The 18,806-nt window shown below is 46.2% G+C and carries 16 protein-coding genes, 1 tRNA gene and 1 riboswitch; of the genes, 9 read left to right on the top strand and 8 right to left on the bottom strand.

The window, feature by feature from the left end; translation table 11 throughout:
- Nucleotides 1–136 precede the first annotated feature (136 nt).
- Complete coding sequence (rsmD, locus tag ACUM5Y_RS07935; RefSeq protein WP_445976336.1) at nucleotides 137–742, bottom strand: 16S rRNA (guanine(966)-N(2))-methyltransferase RsmD; 606 nt, start codon at nucleotides 740–742, stop codon at nucleotides 137–139.
- Nucleotides 739–2,031: a peptidase M16 family protein gene (locus ACUM5Y_RS07930; protein ID WP_445976335.1), complete on the bottom strand. Its 1,293-nt coding sequence runs from the start codon at nucleotides 2,029–2,031 to the stop codon at nucleotides 739–741. Before ACUM5Y_RS07930 ends, rsmD begins: the two co-directional genes overlap by 4 nt.
- A 182-nt stretch (nucleotides 2,032–2,213) precedes the next feature.
- Here ACUM5Y_RS07930 and ftsY point away from each other — a divergent pair, with 182 nt between their 5' ends.
- The 4 genes from ftsY to rpoH all read left to right on the top strand — a co-directional run bounded on the left by ftsY (nucleotide 2,214) and on the right by rpoH (nucleotide 6,218).
- Nucleotides 2,214–3,497 carry a signal recognition particle-docking protein FtsY gene (gene ftsY / locus ACUM5Y_RS07925; protein ID WP_445976334.1) on the top strand — a complete coding sequence of 428 codons (1,284 nt, stop codon included), beginning with the start codon at nucleotides 2,214–2,216 and terminating at the stop codon, nucleotides 3,495–3,497.
- A gap of 47 nt (nucleotides 3,498–3,544) precedes the next feature.
- Nucleotides 3,545–4,216, top strand: coding sequence for a cell division ATP-binding protein FtsE (gene ftsE, locus ACUM5Y_RS07920; protein ID WP_445976333.1), 672 nt, complete (start codon nucleotides 3,545–3,547; stop codon nucleotides 4,214–4,216).
- Complete coding sequence (gene ftsX, locus ACUM5Y_RS07915) at nucleotides 4,216–5,223, top strand: permease-like cell division protein FtsX (protein ID WP_445976332.1); 1,008 nt, start codon at nucleotides 4,216–4,218, stop codon at nucleotides 5,221–5,223. The genes ftsE and ftsX overlap by 1 nt, the downstream gene beginning before the upstream one ends.
- A gap of 128 nt (nucleotides 5,224–5,351) precedes the next feature.
- On the top strand, nucleotides 5,352–6,218 hold the full coding sequence (gene rpoH, locus ACUM5Y_RS07910) for an RNA polymerase sigma factor RpoH (RefSeq protein WP_445976331.1): 867 nt from the start codon (nucleotides 5,352–5,354) through the stop codon (nucleotides 6,216–6,218).
- A 45-nt stretch (nucleotides 6,219–6,263) separates the two neighbouring features.
- On the opposite strand, the gene ACUM5Y_RS07905 is transcribed toward rpoH, so the two are convergent.
- From ACUM5Y_RS07905 to metK, 6 genes are all read right to left on the bottom strand, one after another.
- Nucleotides 6,264–7,121, bottom strand: a complete 858-nt coding sequence (locus ACUM5Y_RS07905; RefSeq protein WP_445976330.1) for an energy transducer TonB — start codon at nucleotides 7,119–7,121, stop codon at nucleotides 6,264–6,266.
- Nucleotides 7,122–7,126: 5 nt separating this feature from the next.
- Nucleotides 7,127–8,074, bottom strand: a complete 948-nt coding sequence (gene gshB / locus ACUM5Y_RS07900) for a glutathione synthase (RefSeq protein WP_445976329.1) — start codon at nucleotides 8,072–8,074, stop codon at nucleotides 7,127–7,129.
- Nucleotides 8,075–8,177: 103 nt separating this feature from the next.
- The gene (locus tag ACUM5Y_RS07895; protein ID WP_445976328.1) at nucleotides 8,178–8,786 is read right to left on the bottom strand and encodes an OmpA family protein; all 609 of its coding nucleotides are present in this window, start codon (nucleotides 8,784–8,786) and stop codon (nucleotides 8,178–8,180) included.
- 104 nt (nucleotides 8,787–8,890) lie between these two features.
- Complete coding sequence (locus ACUM5Y_RS07890) at nucleotides 8,891–10,384, bottom strand: TolC family outer membrane protein (protein ID WP_445976327.1); 1,494 nt, start codon at nucleotides 10,382–10,384, stop codon at nucleotides 8,891–8,893.
- 127 nt (nucleotides 10,385–10,511) lie between these two features.
- Entirely contained in the window at nucleotides 10,512–11,243 is a 732-nt protein-coding gene (locus ACUM5Y_RS07885) for a 16S rRNA (uracil(1498)-N(3))-methyltransferase (protein ID WP_445976326.1), read from the bottom strand.
- A 93-nt stretch (nucleotides 11,244–11,336) separates the two neighbouring features.
- Nucleotides 11,337–12,500, bottom strand: a complete 1,164-nt coding sequence (metK, locus tag ACUM5Y_RS07880) for a methionine adenosyltransferase (RefSeq protein WP_445976325.1) — start codon at nucleotides 12,498–12,500, stop codon at nucleotides 11,337–11,339.
- Nucleotides 12,501–12,577: 77 nt separating this feature from the next.
- Nucleotides 12,578–12,653: riboswitch (SAM riboswitch) on the bottom strand.
- 228 nt (nucleotides 12,654–12,881) lie between these two features.
- Between metK and tkt the strand changes: the two genes are divergently transcribed.
- The 5 genes from tkt to ACUM5Y_RS07855 all read left to right on the top strand — a co-directional run bounded on the left by tkt (nucleotide 12,882) and on the right by ACUM5Y_RS07855 (nucleotide 18,796).
- A complete protein-coding gene (gene tkt, locus ACUM5Y_RS07875; protein WP_445976324.1) occupies nucleotides 12,882–14,882 on the top strand; it encodes a transketolase in 2,001 nt (666 codons plus the stop codon).
- A 103-nt stretch (nucleotides 14,883–14,985) separates the two neighbouring features.
- Nucleotides 14,986–16,005 (top strand): type I glyceraldehyde-3-phosphate dehydrogenase, encoded by a 1,020-nt coding sequence (locus tag ACUM5Y_RS07870; protein ID WP_445976323.1) that lies wholly within the window; start codon nucleotides 14,986–14,988, stop codon nucleotides 16,003–16,005.
- A 68-nt stretch (nucleotides 16,006–16,073) separates the two neighbouring features.
- On the top strand, nucleotides 16,074–17,234 hold the full coding sequence (locus ACUM5Y_RS07865) for a phosphoglycerate kinase (RefSeq protein ID WP_445976322.1): 1,161 nt from the start codon (nucleotides 16,074–16,076) through the stop codon (nucleotides 17,232–17,234).
- Between the two features lie 299 nt (nucleotides 17,235–17,533).
- Nucleotides 17,534–18,601 (top strand): class II fructose-bisphosphate aldolase, encoded by a 1,068-nt coding sequence (gene fba, locus ACUM5Y_RS07860; protein ID WP_445976321.1) that lies wholly within the window; start codon nucleotides 17,534–17,536, stop codon nucleotides 18,599–18,601.
- Nucleotides 18,602–18,711: 110 nt separating this feature from the next.
- A tRNA-Leu gene (locus ACUM5Y_RS07855) sits at nucleotides 18,712–18,796 on the top strand.
- The last annotated feature ends 10 nt before the right edge of the window (nucleotides 18,797–18,806 follow it).

Genomic DNA, 18,806 nt, shown 5'->3' with positions numbered 1-18,806 from the left:
CTAGTGAAAGTAATCGAATTCCCAGCTGGAAGAACGGGAAGATTTATGCAAAGTTAATCTTTTACAGTCTAGCGTTTGCGCCCTCTACCATCAAGGGATAGGCGCAGAAAGCCTCGTATTATGAGGCTCTCGGGGACTATTGATGATCGACTTGAGTGACTTCAAATAAACGGTAGACCAATTGTCCTGCCGTCTTCTCTTTGCTCAACTGCCAATGGCTGGGTAGCTCCGGCAAACTGGCTTCTTTTTCCATCTCGATATAGACCAAGGCTCTGGGTGCTAGCCAGCCTCTTTCGAGTAAAGGAATAATTTGGCCTAGCCAGCCTTTTCGAAATGGTGGGTCAAGGAAGACTATGTCTAAGGCTTGCGGTGTAGCGGTTTCCAAAAACTGAGCCGCATTTTGTTGAACGACCTGAGCGTTCTTTGCGTTTAAGGTGCTGAGATTTTCCTGCATTTGTCGGGTAACTTGCTTGGAGTTGTCGACAAATGTTAAGTGTTTTGCCCCTCTCGATAGGGCTTCTAAGCCTAGCGCGCCAGAACCACAGAAGAAATCGCCACAACAAGCCCCCGGTATATAATGATTGATCCAGTTAAACAGTGTTTCACGTACTCGATCTGGCGTGGGGCGTAAGCCTTCTATGTTCGGAATGGGTAACTGGCGGGAGCGCCACTCACCGGAAATAATGCGCAACTTTGAAGGTTTGGTTTTCCCGCTGGGCTTGGCGTTGTTCAGTTTTTTCATTGATAAACCTGGATTTCTTGGTAGGAAGAAGGCACAAATAGGCGTTCTAGTCGTTCTTTATAAGTGCCTCGAGTTAAGTTATCAATAGTGTCTGGTAACTGGTCGGCAAAGGTTTGTAAGTCGAATGGGCCTTGAGGTTGTACTACTTGAGTGGCGATATGGTTCCACCAAGTGGGCGATAAGGCTTGGCTGGTGACTTGCTGCTTAAAGGTATCAAACAGCTCGTTAAATTTTGTTTGGTCGTTCGCTGAGGGCAGATTCTCGAGCTGTACAAAACTGGCGGCATTAAATTCGCCAGCCACCGCTTCTTCATCAGAGACTAATACTGCCTGCTGGTATTGAATGTTCCACCAAGCCCAAGGTTGTTGTGGCGTGAGGCTCAGATTAAGTTGTACAAAGTTCATGCTGGGTTCTTGGTTAAACTGCCTTACTAGGTCGCCACCCCAAAGTTGTAAACTCACCCAATCTTGTGTGCTGCTTAAGGGTTGTAGAGCCAGCGCACTGCTGGTTTGCCAAAGCTGTCCGTTACCCACTTGCTCCGTATGGTGCTCTTGTAATGTAACGGACTGAAAAGGTGTTTCTGGTAATTGGAAACCTTGGGTGATCTTATTTAGGTGACTTTGTATTTGTGATAAAGCGTGATCATCCAATGGGCCAACTAGGCTGATCGCTACGAGGTTTTGCTGAAGTGTTTGGTAATACTCGCTCACTTGAGACAAAGAAGTTCTTGTATCGTCGTGGTCTGTTGGGGTTTCAAACAGCGCCTTGGTTAAGGCCACTTGGGTGTTAAGTTCGATCGGTGTGCGTTGCTGTTTGTTGGCAAATGTACGTTGTTTAAAGCTTGGTTCAGACAACCATTGCTGCACAAAACTGAGAGTTGGCTCTAGGTATTGGTTTTCGTTACTAAAAGTTAGCCCGAGTATTTGACGCTCGCTGTCGAAATTAGCGCTGGCTTTCGCCGCCAAAGGAGAGAGCCTTTGGTTAATTGTTGCGGTACTTAGAGGCAATGAATCACTCATCAGCATAGCCAGTGTAAGATGAGTGAGTTGGGCCGAGTCACTAGGGGCTTGGAAGATAAAGCTTAACTCAAGCTTATTGCCCTCTTGCCATTGAGAGGTGGTGAGCCAAGTGACGGGTATGCCTGAGTCGGTGTGCCATTGGGTGATAGAAGGCGTCGGTAATTGTTGGCTTGGGGCGGTAAGGTTAAGTGCCCAAATTCCTAGGGTGGAGAGCAGCATAATAGCCGCCAAAACGGGTCGACTAAACAGCGGTTTTGATTGTTCAGGCATAATGAACCTTGATCTGGTGTGGATTTTGGGCTTTTTCCATGAAACTAAGCCTGTTTGCGAATAGGAATGATGATAAAATCACCATTTTAACGCCAATACCCATGACGAATCATACTTGGTAGGTTAGATCATAACATTTCACCTATGTATTCGGCATTAATCTATTTTAAGAGATCAATTTAATGGAATTTGTTCAGCAACTAATTACTTTCCTAACGCCCTATCTTGGCGAATATGCACGTTATGCACCGATCGCCATTGGCTTATCCTTATCTTTTACGGCGATTGTGATACGTCGTCGCTTTAACCGTAAAATGGCTATAGAAAAACAAAAAGCCAGAGAAAAGGCTACAGCTGCGCTAGAAGCTGAAAAAACCAACGAGAGTGAGTCTGTTCAAGAAGATTCCCCGCAAGTTGTTGAGCCTGTAGAGACAGCAACTGACACTCCGGTTGTGGCCGAACCCCTTGACGCAACCGTTGAGCCGGAAACCGTTAAAGAGGTTGCAGAAGAGATTACACTGGCACAAGCAGAAGAAAAACCGTCTCTGTCTTGGGCGCAACGCATTAAGTCTGGCCTATCGAAAACACGTAGTGGTCTGGGTAGTGGGCTGGCTTCTATTGTGGTCGGTAGCAAAAAAATCGATGACGACCTCATGGAAGAGTTGGAAACACAGTTGCTTATGGCCGATGTAGGGCTAGATGCTACGCAAGCATTAATGCAAAGTGTGACGGACAAATTGAACCGCAAAGAGCTAAAAGACTCCAATGCACTGCTGGCGAGTTTAAAAGCCGATATGGGCGATATCCTTGCTAACTCCCAACAAGAACTTGTGCCGGTGAACAAAGAAGGGCCATTTGTTATCTTGATGGTTGGGGTAAATGGTGTCGGTAAAACCACCACCATTGGTAAGCTGGCGAAGAAATATCAGGCCCAAGGCCAAAGCGTTATGTTGGCCGCGGGGGATACCTTTCGTGCCGCAGCGGTTGAGCAGTTACAAGTATGGGGTGAGCGAAACAATGTGCCTGTTGTGGCACAACACACGGGTGCAGATTCTGCCTCGGTTATCTACGATGCCATCGAATCTGCGAAAGCTCGCGGTATTGATGTGGTGATTGCCGATACGGCAGGGCGTTTGCAAAACAAAGCGAACCTGATGAATGAGCTGTCTAAAGTTGTGCGTGTGATGCAAAAGCTTGATGTGCATGCGCCTCATGAAGTAATGCTAGTATTGGATGCTGGGACAGGACAGAATGCGTTAAGCCAAGCAAAACTTTTCTCGGAAGCGGTAGGGGTGAGTGGCATCACCTTGACGAAACTAGACGGCACCGCGAAAGGGGGTATTATTTTTGCGATTGCTAAGCAGTTCGCGCTGCCTATCCGTTATATTGGTGTGGGCGAACAAGCTGAGGATCTACGACCTTTCGTCGCGCAAGAATTTGTTGATGCCCTGTTTGATAGCGAATAATGAACAATCAGCGACTGTGGTTATGCAAATAAGGAAGCTTTACAAACGTGGAAATTGAATTTCAGCGGGTTGGAAAAAGGTACGAAAGTGGTCAAGACGCTTTGTCTCAGGTGAGTTTTCACTTGCGACAGGGGGACATGGCTTTTCTTACTGGGCATTCAGGGGCCGGTAAAAGCACCTTGATGAAGCTTATGATGATGATTGAGCGCCAGACATCCGGGCAGATCCTAGTGGATGGGGTGGATTTAAGAACTTTAAGTCGCCGAGCTATTCCACAGCATAGGCGTCGTGTCGGTGTGGTTTTTCAGAATCACCAGTTGTTATTTGATCGCAGTGTTTTTCATAATGTTGCCCTACCTTTGCAAGTGAGCGGTGCAGATCCTCAACAAACCGCCAAACGTGTGCGTGCTGCATTGGATAAAGTTGGCCTTTTGGGCAAAGAAAAGTTTAACCCAATGGCCCTATCCGGTGGTGAGCAACAACGTATAGGTATTGCTCGCGCAGTGGTCAACAAACCACAATTGCTGTTAGCCGATGAGCCGACGGGTAACCTAGACCCTAGGTTGTCTGCTGAAATCATGAACCTATTCCAAGAATTTAATCGCGTTGGTGTTACCGTATTGGTTGCCAGCCACGATCTTGCGCTGGTGGCTAGAATGCGCCATCGAGTGTTGACCCTGAATCAAGGTCGCATGGTGAATGATGGAGGTTTTGCTTAATGCCGCAAAAACCGAATCAGCGTGGTGCTACTCGCGATGCCGTCAAAGCTACTAAGCATAAGTGGTCGAAGAACTCTTCTTTCAATATTAAGAAATACCTCTTACAACATCAGGCAACGCTGACGGAAAGTTTTGTGCGCTTGCTTGGTTACCCACTGGCCAGCTTGATGACAGTGATGGTGATTGCTATTGCTTTGTCACTGCCGGGCGGTTTGTATGTGTTATTGAAGAACGTCCAGTCTGTGACGGACCAGTGGGAGCAGCAATCGGTTATTACCCTGTACTTGTTCCCGCAACTTGAAGACACTCAAGCTTTGGCGTTATCCCATCGAATTTCTGCCCAAGCTGATGTGGCCAGTGTTGAGTACATTTCTAAGGAAGAGGGGCTGCGTTATTTCGAGCAGGAAAGTGGCTACGAGCAAATTTTGTCGTCTTTGCCTGAAAACCCTTTGCCCATTGTGTTACGGGTGATTCCTAAGCAAGAGGTGAATTTAGAGTCCCTGCAGAGCTTACAATTGCTGCGAGATAACTTAGCGAGAGAGAATGAAGTAGAAAGAGCGGACCTAGATGCACAATGGTTACAACGTCTTGCCAATATCTTAAGCTTCGGCCAGCGCTTTGTGTATGTGTTATCGACCTTGCTGGTGGTTGCCGTCTTGCTTATTGTGGGTAATACCATTCGTATGGCGGTTGAAAGTCGACGTAATGAAGTGCTCGTAATGAAGCTAGTGGGAGCGACCGATGCTTACATCAGAAGGCCATTTTTATACATGGGCTTTTGGTTTGGTGTGCTGGGTGGTTTCTTCGCAAGTCTTTGTATTTTATTGGTTAGTTGGTGGGTGAGTGCGCCAGCTGAGCGCCTCATTGACTTGTATCAAAGCGGATTTGAGCTGCAGTCTTTCAATGTGGATGAGATCGTTTTATGCTTAGCCATCAGCGCCATGGTGGGCGTATTCGGAGCTTGGATTGCTGTGAATCGCCACATCGCTAATATTGAGTTAGAATAGTGCGCCACGGACAAAGGGGAAGCAAAATAATAGTCATGCTTTCTCCACATTTATGTCCTATACAAATAGAATTAAGTTGATAGTATTTTGTCATACACAGTATGAACAACTACAAGGTGGAAATAGAGATGAGTAAAGCTCTTCAGCCTACGGATATTATGATTCCAGGCCAAAATCTAGAATCTTACATGCAAGCCGTTAGCAGAATTCCTATTTTGACAGCGGAAGAAGAAAAAGCGCTGGCAGAACGTCTATATTACAAAGAAGACCTTGAGGCCGCGCGTACCCTAGTTATGTCGCACCTAAGATTTGTTGCACATATTGCAAAAAGTTACTCAGGCTACGGCCTAGCTCAAGGCGACTTGATCCAAGAAGGCAATGTCGGTTTGATGAAAGCGGTGAAGCGTTTTAACCCAGAAGTGGGCGTACGCTTGGTGTCTTTCGCGGTACATTGGATTAAAGCCGAAATTCATGAATTTATTCTGAAAAACTGGCGCATCGTGAAAGTGGCGACGACTAAAGCCCAGCGCAAAATGTTTTTCAATCTTCGCAGTGCGAAGAAAACTTTGTCTTGGTTTAGCAATGACGAAGTCGAGTCTGTGGCGAGTGATCTTGGTGTGACACCAGAAGTTGTCCGCCAAATGGAAGGTCGTTTAAGTTCCTCTGATATGGCATTTGATGCCTCAGCAGATGACGATGATGAAAGTGCCTTCCAAGCGCCGTCTCAATATCTTGAAGACCATAGCTATGACCCAGCTATGTTGCTTGAGAATGGTAACTGGGAAGCGGATTCTAATCAGCGTCTTGAAGAGGCTATGGCAGATCTAGATGAGCGTAGCCGTAATATCCTAGTGCAGCGTTGGTTGTCGGATGGTAAGTCTACTTTGCATGAACTAGCGGATGAATATGGTGTTTCTGCTGAGCGTATTCGACAGTTAGAAAAGAATGCGATGAAAAAGATTCGTATCGCCATGGGCGATGGTCAATTCGACTAAACGTTTAAGCTAACGTCTAAGAAGGTCCTCAAATGAGGGCCTTTTTTATTGGCTTTGTAGCTGGTTTCCTGGGGTAAAGCGCCAAGTTCGAATGATTTCTAGCTGGTCGACTTCGGCTTTTAACTCAACTGGAAAAGCTTGAAAAGGCTCGGCTAAGCGTACAATGCGCATGGCGGCATCGTCTAGCACTCTAATGCCGGAAGTTTGCAACACTTCTATGTCATCAACATAGCCGGTAGGCAAGATACTGACGGCTAATCTTAACTCACCGTATAAATGACTGCGTTTCGCTTCGATAGGGTAGTGGATATTACCAATGCGCTCAATTTTGCGTCGCCAGTCGTCTAGGTATTGGGCGTCTATTGCCGCTTTTGCAGACACGGATGTTAGACGACGAATACGCGGGCGTTTGGCATAAGCTTGTCTTTGTTGATCTAGCAAGGCTTCCAGCGTGGCAATGTTGCTGGATAAATGGCTGGGGATTTGAGTCTCCCCTGAAAACTGTTCTTCTAGGGTTTTCGGCTGCTGGTCAGGCTCTTCCAACACTTCAAATTTTGCTTCTTGGTGGCTTGAGAGCAAGGGCTGCTCTTCGATAGGCCTAGAAGAGGCCAATTGGGGCTGAACCGGAGGCGTAATGTCTTGGATATTATCGGATAAAAATTTAGCCGTTTCGGAGGTGGTGAGCTTTTGCTTATGAAGCTCGGTACCGCTGCCTTGTTGATTTGCTTGGGCAATGAAATCCGCTTCTTTCGGGGCCTTTGAGACGTGTTGAACGAGAGTGATCTCAAGCGTCTTAGGCTTTGCCGGAGCACTGAGAAAATCAAAGCTCACAATCATTACCATCAGCACATGAAAGCTAATGGCAATGAAAAGAGCAATGGAAAATCGATCAATAACGCGCATCTAGGCTACTGCAGTTTCGACTCGATGGCCTCTATCAGTGTCATAGCAATGTTAAGACCGAATTGATTGTCTAACTCGCGTACACAAGTTGGGCTGGTGACGTTAATTTCGGTCAAATAATCCCCGATCACATCTAGGCCAACGAACATAAGGCCCTTTTCTTTCAATGAAGGAATGATCTGCTCACAAATCCAACGGTCGCGCTCGCTTAACTCTCTGCCTTCACCACGGCCACCTGCAGCAAGGTTGCCTCGGGTTTCACCTGAAGCGGGAATACGTGCTAATGCATAAGGCACAGGCTCACCGTTAACCACTAGAATACGTTTGTCCCCTTGTTTGATTTCAGGGATAAACTTCTGCGCCATGATTTGCTCTGCACCCATATTGGTTAAGGTTTCAATAATCACGCTAACGTTTGAGTCATCGGCTTTCAAACGGAAAATAGAGCTACCGCCCATACCATCTAAAGGTTTGAAGATAACGTCACCATGCTCTTGGTGAAAAGCTTTTAAGAGATCTGCACGACGGGTCACAAGAACTGGAGGGCAGCATTGTGGAAACTGAGTGGCAAACAGCTTTTCATTGCAGTCACGTAAGCTTTTTGGGTCGTTGACGACCATAGCACCATCACGTTCAGCTTGCTCCAGAATCATGGTGCTGTAAACGAATTCGCTGTCGAACGGAGGGTCTTTACGCATCAGGATAACGTCAAGGTCACCCAAGGCTATTCTGCTTTCTTCGCCTAGGTCGTAAAAATGTTCAGGGTCTTTATAAACGCTAAGAGGGCGAGCCATGGCGTATGCTTTGCCATGGTCCAAAAATAAGTCTTTTTGCTCCATGTACGTAAGCTCCCAGCCTTTTTCAGCGGCAGCCCATAACATGGCAAGGGAAGTGTCTTTCTTGTAATTAATGGAGGTAATGGGGTCCATTACGATGCCAAGTTTGATTGTCATAAAACGATTCCCTCTGTGTCATATTCGAATAGTAGCTATGCTACATAAATATGGGGGCAGAGGGAAAAAAAACTAGTGAAGGAAGCACCCTAGAAACAAATAATTACTCGCCTTGATAAATATCCCAGCGTTTCACATCCTTCTTAGCTCTGGAGAAAACTTCTGCCATGACGCGACGGTTTCTAGAGCGCCCTTCTGCAGTAGAGTTATCAGCAATTGGTTGTTCTTCACCATAACCTTTATAGGTCACGCGAGCAGGGTCCACTTTGAAGTAGGAGGTTAATACATTGGCGACAGATTGAGCACGGTTAAGAGAAAGCTCTTTGTTGTAGCTTTCGTCTCCGACATTATCTGTGTGACCCTCTATATGTACTTTGGCGTTGGGGTGTACTCGGAGAAAGTCGGCAACTTTCTGGATCTCATGGTAATAGGGGAGCTTTACATCAAACTTACCTGTGTCGAACAAGATAGCGAGCTCGACTGATAATAGTAGTTTAACGTTTATGGTGCAGCCATAAATATCGATGGCGGAATCATCGGAGGGCGTATTTCTACAGCGATCGCGCATATTAATGACACCGTCTTTGTCATCATCACGTAACTGCTTTTTTATGCGACCTTGCTGATATAAGTTATCTGAAGCTTGTACGGGTTGGTTTACTAACATCACCATGGATGCAATGAGTACTAAGAGTAGGAAAGTAGTGTTCATTAAGTATCTGACTCCCTGTCATGATCTTGTTTTCAATGTAGTCTTGACGCCACAACCTTGAATACATCCATATGGGTTGTGGCGTAAGCAACGAGATTAACGTATTACCAAGATCCCGAATTGTCGTCCGCTTCAAGAAACAACTCGCTTTCTAATGAGTTTGTTTGATTGCTTCTCTGGGAAGACGGAGCTGTTGGTGTTTTTGTCTCTATCTGCTGCTCTGCTGCTTTTAGCTCTTCGCTCGCAGACGTTTTCTCTGGTGGATGGTCATAGTCAAAGTCGTCATTAAAGCCGAGTAATTGTGGACGATAAATGCGGAATGCGCGCATTAGCTCACCCTTGGCGTTAAATAAACGGAACTCAGAGAAAAGCTGGTCGTAGTCCGCATTAACATAGTCTTGGCGGGCTTGAAAAAGCTCGTTTTCACTGTCGAGTACATCAAGTAGGGTACGGCGACCTAAACGGAATTGTTTCTCGTAAGCGATTTGAGATTCCTTGGTCGAAATTACATACTGGCGAATGTGCTCTTTTTGCCCAACTGTTGCTTCATAGGCTGCCCATGCTAGACGAACTGTTAGCTCTGTATCTCTAATGGTGTTACGGCGAATTTCGGAAGCTTGGACATTCTGCTGAACAGCCACTTCTTTTTGTCGTTTTTGATTACCACCGCTATAAATATCATAGCTCAAACGGAACATCGCCAAGAGGTCTTCACTAGGACCTTCATCACCATCTAGATTATTATCCCATGAACGCTCTAAGGAGAAGTTGATGCTTGGGTATAAGCTAGAATCAGATATTTTCTGGAAGCTTTCGGTCGCACGAACATCCCACTTAGACCCTTCAATGGCCGGGTTTTTCGCCAAGGCTTGTTTAATTGCCACATCTAGACTGTCAGGAATAAGGTCTTTATCCGGTACAGGGTAGATCAAATCTTCAGGTGGTAACTGACCGACAACATTTAAGTAATTACTTTCAGCGTCACGTAAGTTATTGATGGCCGCAAGGTTGTTTGCATGAGCTTTCGCTAAACGTGCCGTGATTTGACTAAGATCGGACTGTCGACCGATGCCAGTATCGCTCTTAAGCTTAATTTGCCCGTAAATACGTGTGTGGGTTTCAAGGTTTAGGTCCGCAAGAGCCACTAGTTCACGGTAACGTAAGACGTTGGCATAGGCCTGAGCCACTTCAAGAGCCGTATTTTCCACAGCAATCAAAGCGTTCCATCGCTCTGCTTCTGCTTCATGGCTCAAACGCTCAATTTCATACTTAGTAGAAAAACCTTCGAAAATAGGCTGGTTAAGAGCAAGTGTGAGCTCTCGACGAGTCAAGCTAATGTCGCTACTAGTGTCTGAGTCGGCATAAGTGGTCTCATGACCAATACCAGCCGAAAGGTTTATGTTTGGGTAGTAGCCTGAATGGCGCGATATTTCACCGTCTTGGGTGATCTCACGGTAACGGGCAATGGCTTGCCTAACTTCTGGGCTGCCTTCTATAGCGATATAGGTTGCTTCTTCCAGCGTTATCGCATTGGCCCAACTGGAAGACAGTGCCGTGCCTAAGCAAACCGCACTGGTGAGAATGATTTTATAGAACATAAGCTACTTATTCCTTTTGTGTTCGCTGCTATATGAAAACCTCGTAAGTAGGAATATATCGCAATTGTCTTACGGATTGTTGCAATTTTACTTTTAAAATGTGTGTTTGTTGTAAACACACATTAAGTTAAATATCTCCCCACAAGAGATTCAAGACACCTAATGCTATAACGGGAGCGGTTTCTGTTCTCAGTACTCTTGGGCCAAGTGCAATTGGGTTAAAGTTATGATTTATCGAAGTTTTCACTTCTTCTTCGGTTAAACCTCCTTCTGGCCCAATTAGCAAACTAATGTGATTATTGGCAGGACAAGCAAAGTTTTTGAGAGGTTTTGCGCTATGGTGGTGCAGGGTAAGCTTTAACAAATCACTACATTCAGCGACCCATGAATCAAGTGCTATAGGTGGATAGACCTTCGGCACAATGCCGCGACCAGACTGTTCCGCGGCGCTGATAGCAACTTGTTGCCAATGATTTAGGCGTTTTTCAATACGGCTGTCGTTAAGTTTTACCTCACAACGTTCGCTGAATAAGGGTTGTATCGCATAGACACCCGCTTCTACGGATTTTTGTATGGCGTAATCCATGCGCTCGCCGCGAGATAAGGTTTGACCTATGGTGACTTTTAGAGGGGATTCGTTATGTAGCGGTTCGAATTCGGTAATGTCGGCCTTGGCTTGACGCTTTTCGACGTCTGCTAGAGTTGCATGATATTGCCCTCCTTGGCCGTTAAATAAGCGAATAGGGTGGCCGCTTTTAAGGCGTAATACCTTACATAGGTGTTGGAAAGTGGCGTCGGGTAAGGTGAAACGGGTGTTTTCCTGTAACTCGGCGTCTACATAAACTCTTGGTATGCGCATGCTTTACTCTGCTGCTGTGGTCTTAAGTTAACTAAAAAAGCCCTCTCTAAAAGATGTCTTAGAGAGGGCTTGTTATAACTTAAAAAACGCTACTTATAAACCTGCCGCTTTACGTAATAGGTCAGCTTTATCTGTTTTTTCCCACGTGAAGTTATCACCGGAACGACCAAAGTGACCATACGCCGCTGTTGGCAAGTAGATTGGGCGTTTTAGATCCAACATCTTGATTAGGCCTGCTGGGCGCAGTTCAAAGTGGTCACGGACTAGATCAACAATTTGTGCGTCACTAATTTTGCCCGTACCAAAGGTATTAATACTGATAGATGTCGGCTCAGCCACACCAATAGCGTAAGACACTTGGATTTCACACTTATCTGCAAGACCTGCAGCGACGATGTTTTTGGCAACGTAACGACCAGCGTAGGCAGCAGAACGGTCAACCTTGGATGGGTCTTTACCAGAGAAAGCACCACCACCGTGGCGAGCCATACCGCCGTAAGTATCTACAATAATTTTACGACCGGTTAAACCACAGTCGCCAACAGGACCACCGATAATAAATTGGCCCGTTGGGTTAATGAAGAACTTGGTTTGAGCTGAAAGCCATTCTTCTGGCAAAACTGGCTTAATGATTTCTTCCATAACCGCTTCGCGCAAATCAGACTGCTTCACGTTAGCGCTATGTTGTGTAGAGAGAACGACAGCATCAATTGCGCAAGGCTTGCCGTTTTCATCGTAGCGGAAAGTTACTTGGCTTTTTGCGTCTGGGCGCAGGAAGTCTAGGGTGCCATTTTTACGAACTTCTGCTTGGCGCTGAACAAGACGATGAGCATAGGTTACAGGGGCAGGCATCAAGACATCGGTCTCGTTGGTAGCAAAGCCAAACATTAGACCTTGGTCGCCGGCGCCAAGCTCTTTTTCGTTAGCTTCATCAACACCCACAGCAATATCCGCAGACTGTTTGCCGATGGCGTTCATTACCGCACAGGACTCCCAGTCAAAGCCCATGTCTGAGCTGTTGTAGCCAATGTCTTTTACAACGTTACGAGTGATCTCTTCAATGTCTACCCAGGCGTTAGTGCGTACTTCACCTGCTACCAATACCATGCCCGTTTTTACTAGGGTCTCACAGGCCACGCGGGCTTCAGGGTCTTCCGCTAAAATAGCGTCAAGGATGGCGTCAGACACTTGGTCTGCAATTTTATCTGGATGGCCTTCAGAAACGGATTCTGAAGTAAATAATGAATAATCTGACATGTAATTAGTGCCTCTATCAAAATGATGGATAAGCGCTAAAAAGGTATAAAAAAACCCGCTTAGCAATTGGTACAGCTAAACAGGTGTCGTGCTTCTGTTTAGCTGATTTTATATAGCGTCCGCAAGCCGAAACAAATCGACGCTGTTAAGGCTGAGAATAATGCATGAAAAATGTCTAAATATCAACCTAAGGGGTGGATATAAGAGAGCAAAGCGGTTTCTTTTTTGCTAGGATTGGAATCATTCTAATGCAGTTTCATTTTTCATTGCTCTAATCTGGGGCGTAACCGCAGAGCTTAACTGTCTGCACGCTAGACTTTGTCTCTATGGCGTGGAAAGTGGATCTCTATTGTTCATTAAGCTACTAGGAGTGGAATAACAATGCCGTCTCGTAAACAACTCGCTAATGCTATACGCGCTTTAAGTATGGATGCTGTTCAGAAAGCCAAATCAGGCCATCCTGGTGCGCCTATGGGTATGGCTGATATAGCTGAAGTTTTGTGGAACGACTTTTTAAAGCATAACCCTAACAACTCTAAATGGGCAGATCGCGACCGTTTTGTTCTGTCTAACGGCCACGGCTCTATGCTGATTTACTCACTATTGCATTTATCAGGTTATGCGCTACCGATTGAAGAGCTTAAACAGTTCCGTCAATTACACTCCAAAACACCAGGTCACCCAGAATACGGCTACACAGACGGTGTAGAAACGACAACCGGTCCTTTGGGTGCTGGTATTAGTAATGCGGTGGGTATGGCGATCGCTGAAAAAACCTTGGCGGCCCAATTTAACCGTGAAGGTCACACAGTGGTTGACCACAACACTTACTGCTTCTTAGGTGACGGCTGTTTGATGGAAGGTATCTCCCATGAAGCGTGTTCTCTAGCGGGCACTTTGGGCTTAGGTAAGTTGGTCGCGTTCTGGGATGACAACGGCATTTCCATTGATGGTCATGTAGAAGGTTGGTTCACAGACAACACACCACAGCGTTTTGAGTCTTACGGCTGGCACGTGATTGCTGATGTTGATGGCCATGATCCAGAAGCTATTAAAGCAGCTATTGAAGCGGCGAAAGCGGAAACCAGCAAACCGACATTGATTTGCTGTAAAACTATTATCGGTTTTGGTTCTCCTAACAAGTCTGGTAGCCATGACTGTCACGGTGCTCCACTAGGCGAAGAAGAAATTGCTGCCGCTCGTGAGTTCTTGGGCTGGGAATATGCGCCATTTGAAATTCCTGCTGATGTTTACGAAGGCTGGGATGCGAAAACAGCAGGTGCTGAGCACGAAGCCAAGTGGAACGAAACTCTTGCTGCTTATAAAGCTGCTCATCCTGAATTGGCTGCAGAATTTGAACGTCGTGTCTTGAACGGTGAATTACCCGCTGACTTTGCTGCGAAAGCACAAGCTTACATTGAAGAGTGCCAAGCGAAAGGCGAAAACATTGCCAGCCGTAAAGCATCACAAAATGCTATCGGCTTCTTCGGTGCTATGTTGCCAGAATTACTAGGTGGCTCTGCTGACTTAGCAGGTTCAAACCTAACCCTTTGGTCAGGCTCTAAAGGCATTCAAGAAGATCCAGCAGGTAACTATGTTTACTACGGTGTACGTGAATTTGGCATGAGCGGCATTATGAACGGTGCTTCTTTACACGGTGGTTTCATTAACTACGGCGCGACCTTCATGATGTTCATGGAATACGCGCGCAATGCGGTACGTATGTCTGCCTTGATGGGGATTCAAAACATCTTCGTTTACACCCATGATTCGATAGGTCAAGGCGAAGACGGCCCGACACACCAACCGGTTGAGCAACTTGCCAACCTTCGTATGACCCCTAACATGGCGGTGTGGCGTCCTTGTGATGCAACAGAAACCGCTGTGGCCTGGAAAGCGTCTATTGAACGTCGCGATGGCCCAACTTCTTTGGTTTTCTCTCGCCAAGGTTTGCCAGCTCAAACTCGCTCAGCGGATCAATTAGCGAATATTGAAAAAGGTGCGTACGTGCTACAAGATTGCGCTGGTACACCAGACTTGATCTTAATGGCGACAGGTTCTGAAGTGGCATTAGCGGTTGAATCTGCTGCAGCGCTTACGGCAAAAGGCAAAAACGTTCGTGTGGTTTCTATGCCTTCAACGACTGTCTTTGACGCTCAAGATGCGGCTTATAAAGCATCAGTATTGCCAGCTTCTGTAACGAAGCGTGTCGCTATTGAAGCGGCCCATGTAGATTTTTGGGCTAAATACGTAGGTTTTGAAGGCGCTACAGTTGGTATGACAACATTTGGTGAGTCTGCTCCTGGTGGCGATCTATTGAAGCACTTTGGCTTTACCGTCGAGAATGTTGTCGCTACGGCAGAGAAAGTACTGACTGCATAATTGATGACAGCACTCAATTGCAAATGGGGGCGCTTGCAAAAGCCCCCCATTTTTGTGTTTTACGAAAGAGGTTTATCCCTCATGAATGCGATGAAGTAGGGCTATGTTGCGAGTCGCGATAAATGGTTATGGCCGAATCGGCCGTTCGGTGTTACGAGCTTTGTATGAAAATGGCTACCGTGAACAAATGCAGGTGGTCGCGATTAATGAGCTTGCTGATATCGAAACAATCAGCTACCTAACCCGCTACGACACCACTCATGGTCGTTTCCCTAAACAAATTTCAACTTCTGCGAACAGCTTGTTGGTAGAAGATGATGAGATACTGTGTTTCGCTTGCGAAAATCCAGAAGACATTCCTTGGTCAGATCTGGCTATCGATATGATTCTTGAATGTTCCGGCAGCTTTGCGGACAGAGAAGGGGCACAAGCTTATTTAACCACGGGTATTCCACGTATCTTGTTGTCTCAGCCAGCAGATGCGGAAGTAGATGCCACAATCGTTTATGGCTTTAATCATCAGGAAGTGAGTCTTGATCATAGTGTTGTGTCGGCCGCTTCTTGCACCACGAATTGCCTACTGCCTGTATTAGATACAATAAAGCAGTTCGCAGGTATTGAGCACGGAACGACGCAAACCATTCACTCTGCGATGAATGATCAGCCGATTATTGATGGTTATCACACTAAAGATCTGCGCCTCACTCGGGCAGCATTAAGCTCTATTATCCCGGTTGATACCGGTTTGGCGAAAGGGATTAATCGCATGATGCCTGAGCTGAACGGCAAAATGGCTTGTAATGCCGTGCGTGTACCCACATTGAATGTTTCTGTTATCGATTTGGTGTTGCGCACAGAGCGTGATGTGACTGAGGCCGAGATCAATGCTCAGTTGTTAAACGCGACTCAAGGCAAATACGCGGGTCTAATGGGTTATACACAAGAAGCTCATGCATCGGTTGATTTCAACCATGACTCTCGATCTGTGATAGTGGACGGCACGCAAACGAAAGTGGTTGATGGACGCTTGGTTAAGTTATTGTGTTGGTTTGATAATGAATGGGCTTATGCCAACCGAATGTTAGATGTGGCGAGATATTGGGCGACCTTGATCGAAAAGTGAGAGGGTCGTGTCAGGCACAAGAAAATTTAAATTTTTACTGTTTAAGCTTAAATGATGAGGGTATCGAAATGACTGTAATTAATATGACGGATCTGGATTTAGCAAACAAGCGTGTGCTGATCCGTGAAGATTTAAATGTGCCAGTAAAAGATGGACAAGTTACCAGTGATGCACGTATTCGTGCGGCGTTACCAACGATCAAACTGGCCCTAGAAGCTGGAGCGAAAGTCATGGTCATGTCTCACCTAGGCCGCCCAACGGAAGGCGAGTATGACGAGCAGTACTCTCTGAAGCCTGTGGCTGATCATTTGTCTACACTACTTGGTCAAGATGTACCATTAGTCAAAGATTGGCTAGACGGTGTTGAAGTCGAAGCCGGTCAGCTTGTTCTTGTTGAAAACGTGCGTTTTAACGTCGGTGAGAAGAAAGACGATGAAGCACTCTCGAAAAAAATGGCCGCCTTGTGTGACATCTACGTCATGGATGCTTTTGGTACGGCGCACCGTGCTCAGGCATCGACTCATGGTGTGGGTAAATTCGCTCCTGTGGCCTGTGCAGGTCCTTTACTGGCTGCAGAGCTAGAAGCACTTGGAAAAGCCCTAGACAATCCAGCGCGTCCTTTAGTGGCCGTTGTTGGTGGCTCAAAAGTATCAACTAAGCTGACAGTGTTAGAGTCTTTGTCGAAAGTCTGTGATCAGTTGATCGTTGGCGGTGGTATTTCTAATACCTTTGTGGCGGCAAGAGGCTACAACGTAGGCCAGTCTTTGTATGAAAAAGACTTGATCCCTCAAGCACAAAAGCTAATGGCAGACCTTGATATTCCTGCAGTGACTGACGTTCGTGTGGGAACTGAGTTCTCTGATACCGCCGTTGCAACGGTCAAGCCTGTTGATCAGGTAGCGGACAACGAAGAGATCATGGATCTTGGTCCTGACTCTGCTCAAGCCTTAGCGGAAATTTTGAAAGGTGCAAAAACGATTCTTTGGAACGGCCCTTGTGGTGTGTTTGAGTTTGATAACTTCTCCAAAGGCACGGAAGTGGTTGCTCAAGCGATCGCTCAAAGTGATGCCTTCTCTGTCGCAGGCGGTGGTGATACCCTAGCCGCAATTGATAAATATGGTTTAGCGGATCAAGTTTCTTATATTTCTACTGGTGGCGGCGCCTTTTTGGAATTTGTTGAAGGAAAAGTGCTGCCAGCTGTTGCGATGTTGGAATCCCGCGCGTCATAATAGTATACAAAGAATGACGTTAGATCATTCTACATAATAATGGCGAAAGCCGGTCACGCTAACCACGAGTGAATAAGTCAGAATCCAGGTTTTGCTTATTCACGGTGAGTTGGCGGATATGAAACTAGAGAGTGACCCTCTTGGTATTCGTACCAAGAATGACGATAAGGCGTAAGCCACACAGTGTTTATTTTTTGATAAACCTTGTGAATATAAATAAAACAGCGACCTAACCCTAGGTTAGTTCCGTCTTTTGTGATGCTTCGCAAAAGATATACTGTCAGTCAGAGGAAACTTTTATGCCTTTAATTAGTATGCGTCAGTTATTAGATCACGCTGCCGAGCACAGCTACGGCTTACCTGCTTTCAATGTGAACAACATGGAGCAAGTCAAAGCGATCATGGAAGCGGCGCACGAAGTCAATTCGCCTGTCATTATGCAAGCATCTGCTGGTGCACGTAAGTACGCAGGTTCTCACTTCTTACGTCACCTTATCGCAGCCGCTATCGAAGATTACCCTCATATCCCTGTTGTGATGCATCAGGATCACGGTACCTCACCTGCCATTTGTCAGCGTTCAATTCAACTAGGTTTCTCCTCTGTAATGATGGACGGCTCTCTTGAAGCAGACGGTAAAACACCGGCTTCTTACGAGTACAACGTTGACGTTACTCGCCGTACGGTGGAGTTTGCCCACGCTTGTGGTGTATCGGTGGAAGGCGAGCTTGGTTGCCTAGGTTCTCTAGAAACAGGGCAAGCTGGTGAAGAAGATGGTGTTGGCGCGGAAGGGATCTTGTCCCATGACCAAATGCTAACAGACCCTCAAGAAGCGGTAGATTTTGTTAATGCAACGGGCATTGATGCCTTGGCTGTTGCCATAGGTACAAGCCACGGTGCCTACAAGTTTACTCGTCCACCTACCGGTGACATTCTTGATATCGAACGTATTAGTAAAATCGTTGAATTATTGCCAAACACTCATATCGTATTGCATGGCTCTTCTTCTGTGCCTCAGGATTGGCTATCAATCATTAATGAATTTGGTGGTGATATCCCTGAAACTTACGGTGTACCTATTGATGAAATCGTTAAAGCCATTCGTTACGGTGTGCGCAAGGTGAATATTGATACCGATTTACGTTTAGCGGCTACGGGTGCTATTCGTCGTAGTTTGGCGGAGCACAAAGGCAACTTCGACCCGCGTAAATACTTAACGGAAAGTATTAAAGCGATGAAGGCTGTTTGTATCGACCGTTATGAAGCGTTTGGTTGTGCAGGCCAGGCTTCCCGTATTCAGACCATTGATTTAGAAGAAATGGCGGTACGCTACGAACATGGCGAATATCAAAATGGCCGTGTTTTTTAAAGCAGCCTTATAGCTTGGTGAGCAGGGCAAGATTTTTTCAAGTATTTTAAAATTTATTATAAAAGTGCTTGACCTATAAAATCATTTGCCTATAATGCTCGCCATTCCTTGCGGGAGTGGTGGAATTGGTAGACACGCTGGATTTAGGTTCCAGTGCTTCACGGCGTGAGAGTTCGAGTCTCTCCTTCCGCACCAAATTTAAAAA

The sequence above is a fragment of the Marinomonas dokdonensis genome (assembly GCF_052747885.1).
This window is presented reverse-complemented; position numbering and strand designations above follow the sequence as displayed.

Excerpts from the sequence above, each read along its gene's own strand:
- ACUM5Y_RS07895 (WP_445976328.1), bottom strand. The coding sequence starts at position 8,786 with ATGAACACTACTTTCCTACTCTTAGTACTCATTGCATCCATGGTGATG.
- ACUM5Y_RS07885 (WP_445976326.1), bottom strand. The coding sequence starts at position 11,243 with ATGCGCATACCAAGAGTTTATGTAGACGCCGAGTTACAGGAAAACACC.
- metK (WP_445976325.1), bottom strand. The coding sequence starts at position 12,500 with ATGTCAGATTATTCATTATTTACTTCAGAATCCGTTTCTGAAGGCCAT.
- ftsY (WP_445976334.1), top strand. The coding sequence starts at position 2,214 with ATGGAATTTGTTCAGCAACTAATTACTTTCCTAACGCCCTATCTTGGC.
- gshB (WP_445976329.1), bottom strand. The coding sequence starts at position 8,074 with ATGACAATCAAACTTGGCATCGTAATGGACCCCATTACCTCCATTAAT.
- fba (WP_445976321.1), top strand. The coding sequence starts at position 17,534 with ATGCCTTTAATTAGTATGCGTCAGTTATTAGATCACGCTGCCGAGCAC.
- ACUM5Y_RS07865 (WP_445976322.1), top strand. The coding sequence starts at position 16,074 with ATGACTGTAATTAATATGACGGATCTGGATTTAGCAAACAAGCGTGTG.
- ftsX (WP_445976332.1), top strand. The coding sequence starts at position 4,216 with ATGCCGCAAAAACCGAATCAGCGTGGTGCTACTCGCGATGCCGTCAAA.
- rsmD (WP_445976336.1), bottom strand. The coding sequence starts at position 742 with ATGAAAAAACTGAACAACGCCAAGCCCAGCGGGAAAACCAAACCTTCA.
- ACUM5Y_RS07930 (WP_445976335.1), bottom strand. The coding sequence starts at position 2,031 with ATGCCTGAACAATCAAAACCGCTGTTTAGTCGACCCGTTTTGGCGGCT.
- ACUM5Y_RS07905 (WP_445976330.1), bottom strand. The coding sequence starts at position 7,121 with ATGCGCGTTATTGATCGATTTTCCATTGCTCTTTTCATTGCCATTAGC.
- ACUM5Y_RS07870 (WP_445976323.1), top strand. The coding sequence starts at position 14,986 with ATGTTGCGAGTCGCGATAAATGGTTATGGCCGAATCGGCCGTTCGGTG.
- ACUM5Y_RS07890 (WP_445976327.1), bottom strand. The coding sequence starts at position 10,384 with ATGTTCTATAAAATCATTCTCACCAGTGCGGTTTGCTTAGGCACGGCA.
- rpoH (WP_445976331.1), top strand. The coding sequence starts at position 5,352 with ATGAGTAAAGCTCTTCAGCCTACGGATATTATGATTCCAGGCCAAAAT.
- tkt (WP_445976324.1), top strand. The coding sequence starts at position 12,882 with ATGCCGTCTCGTAAACAACTCGCTAATGCTATACGCGCTTTAAGTATG.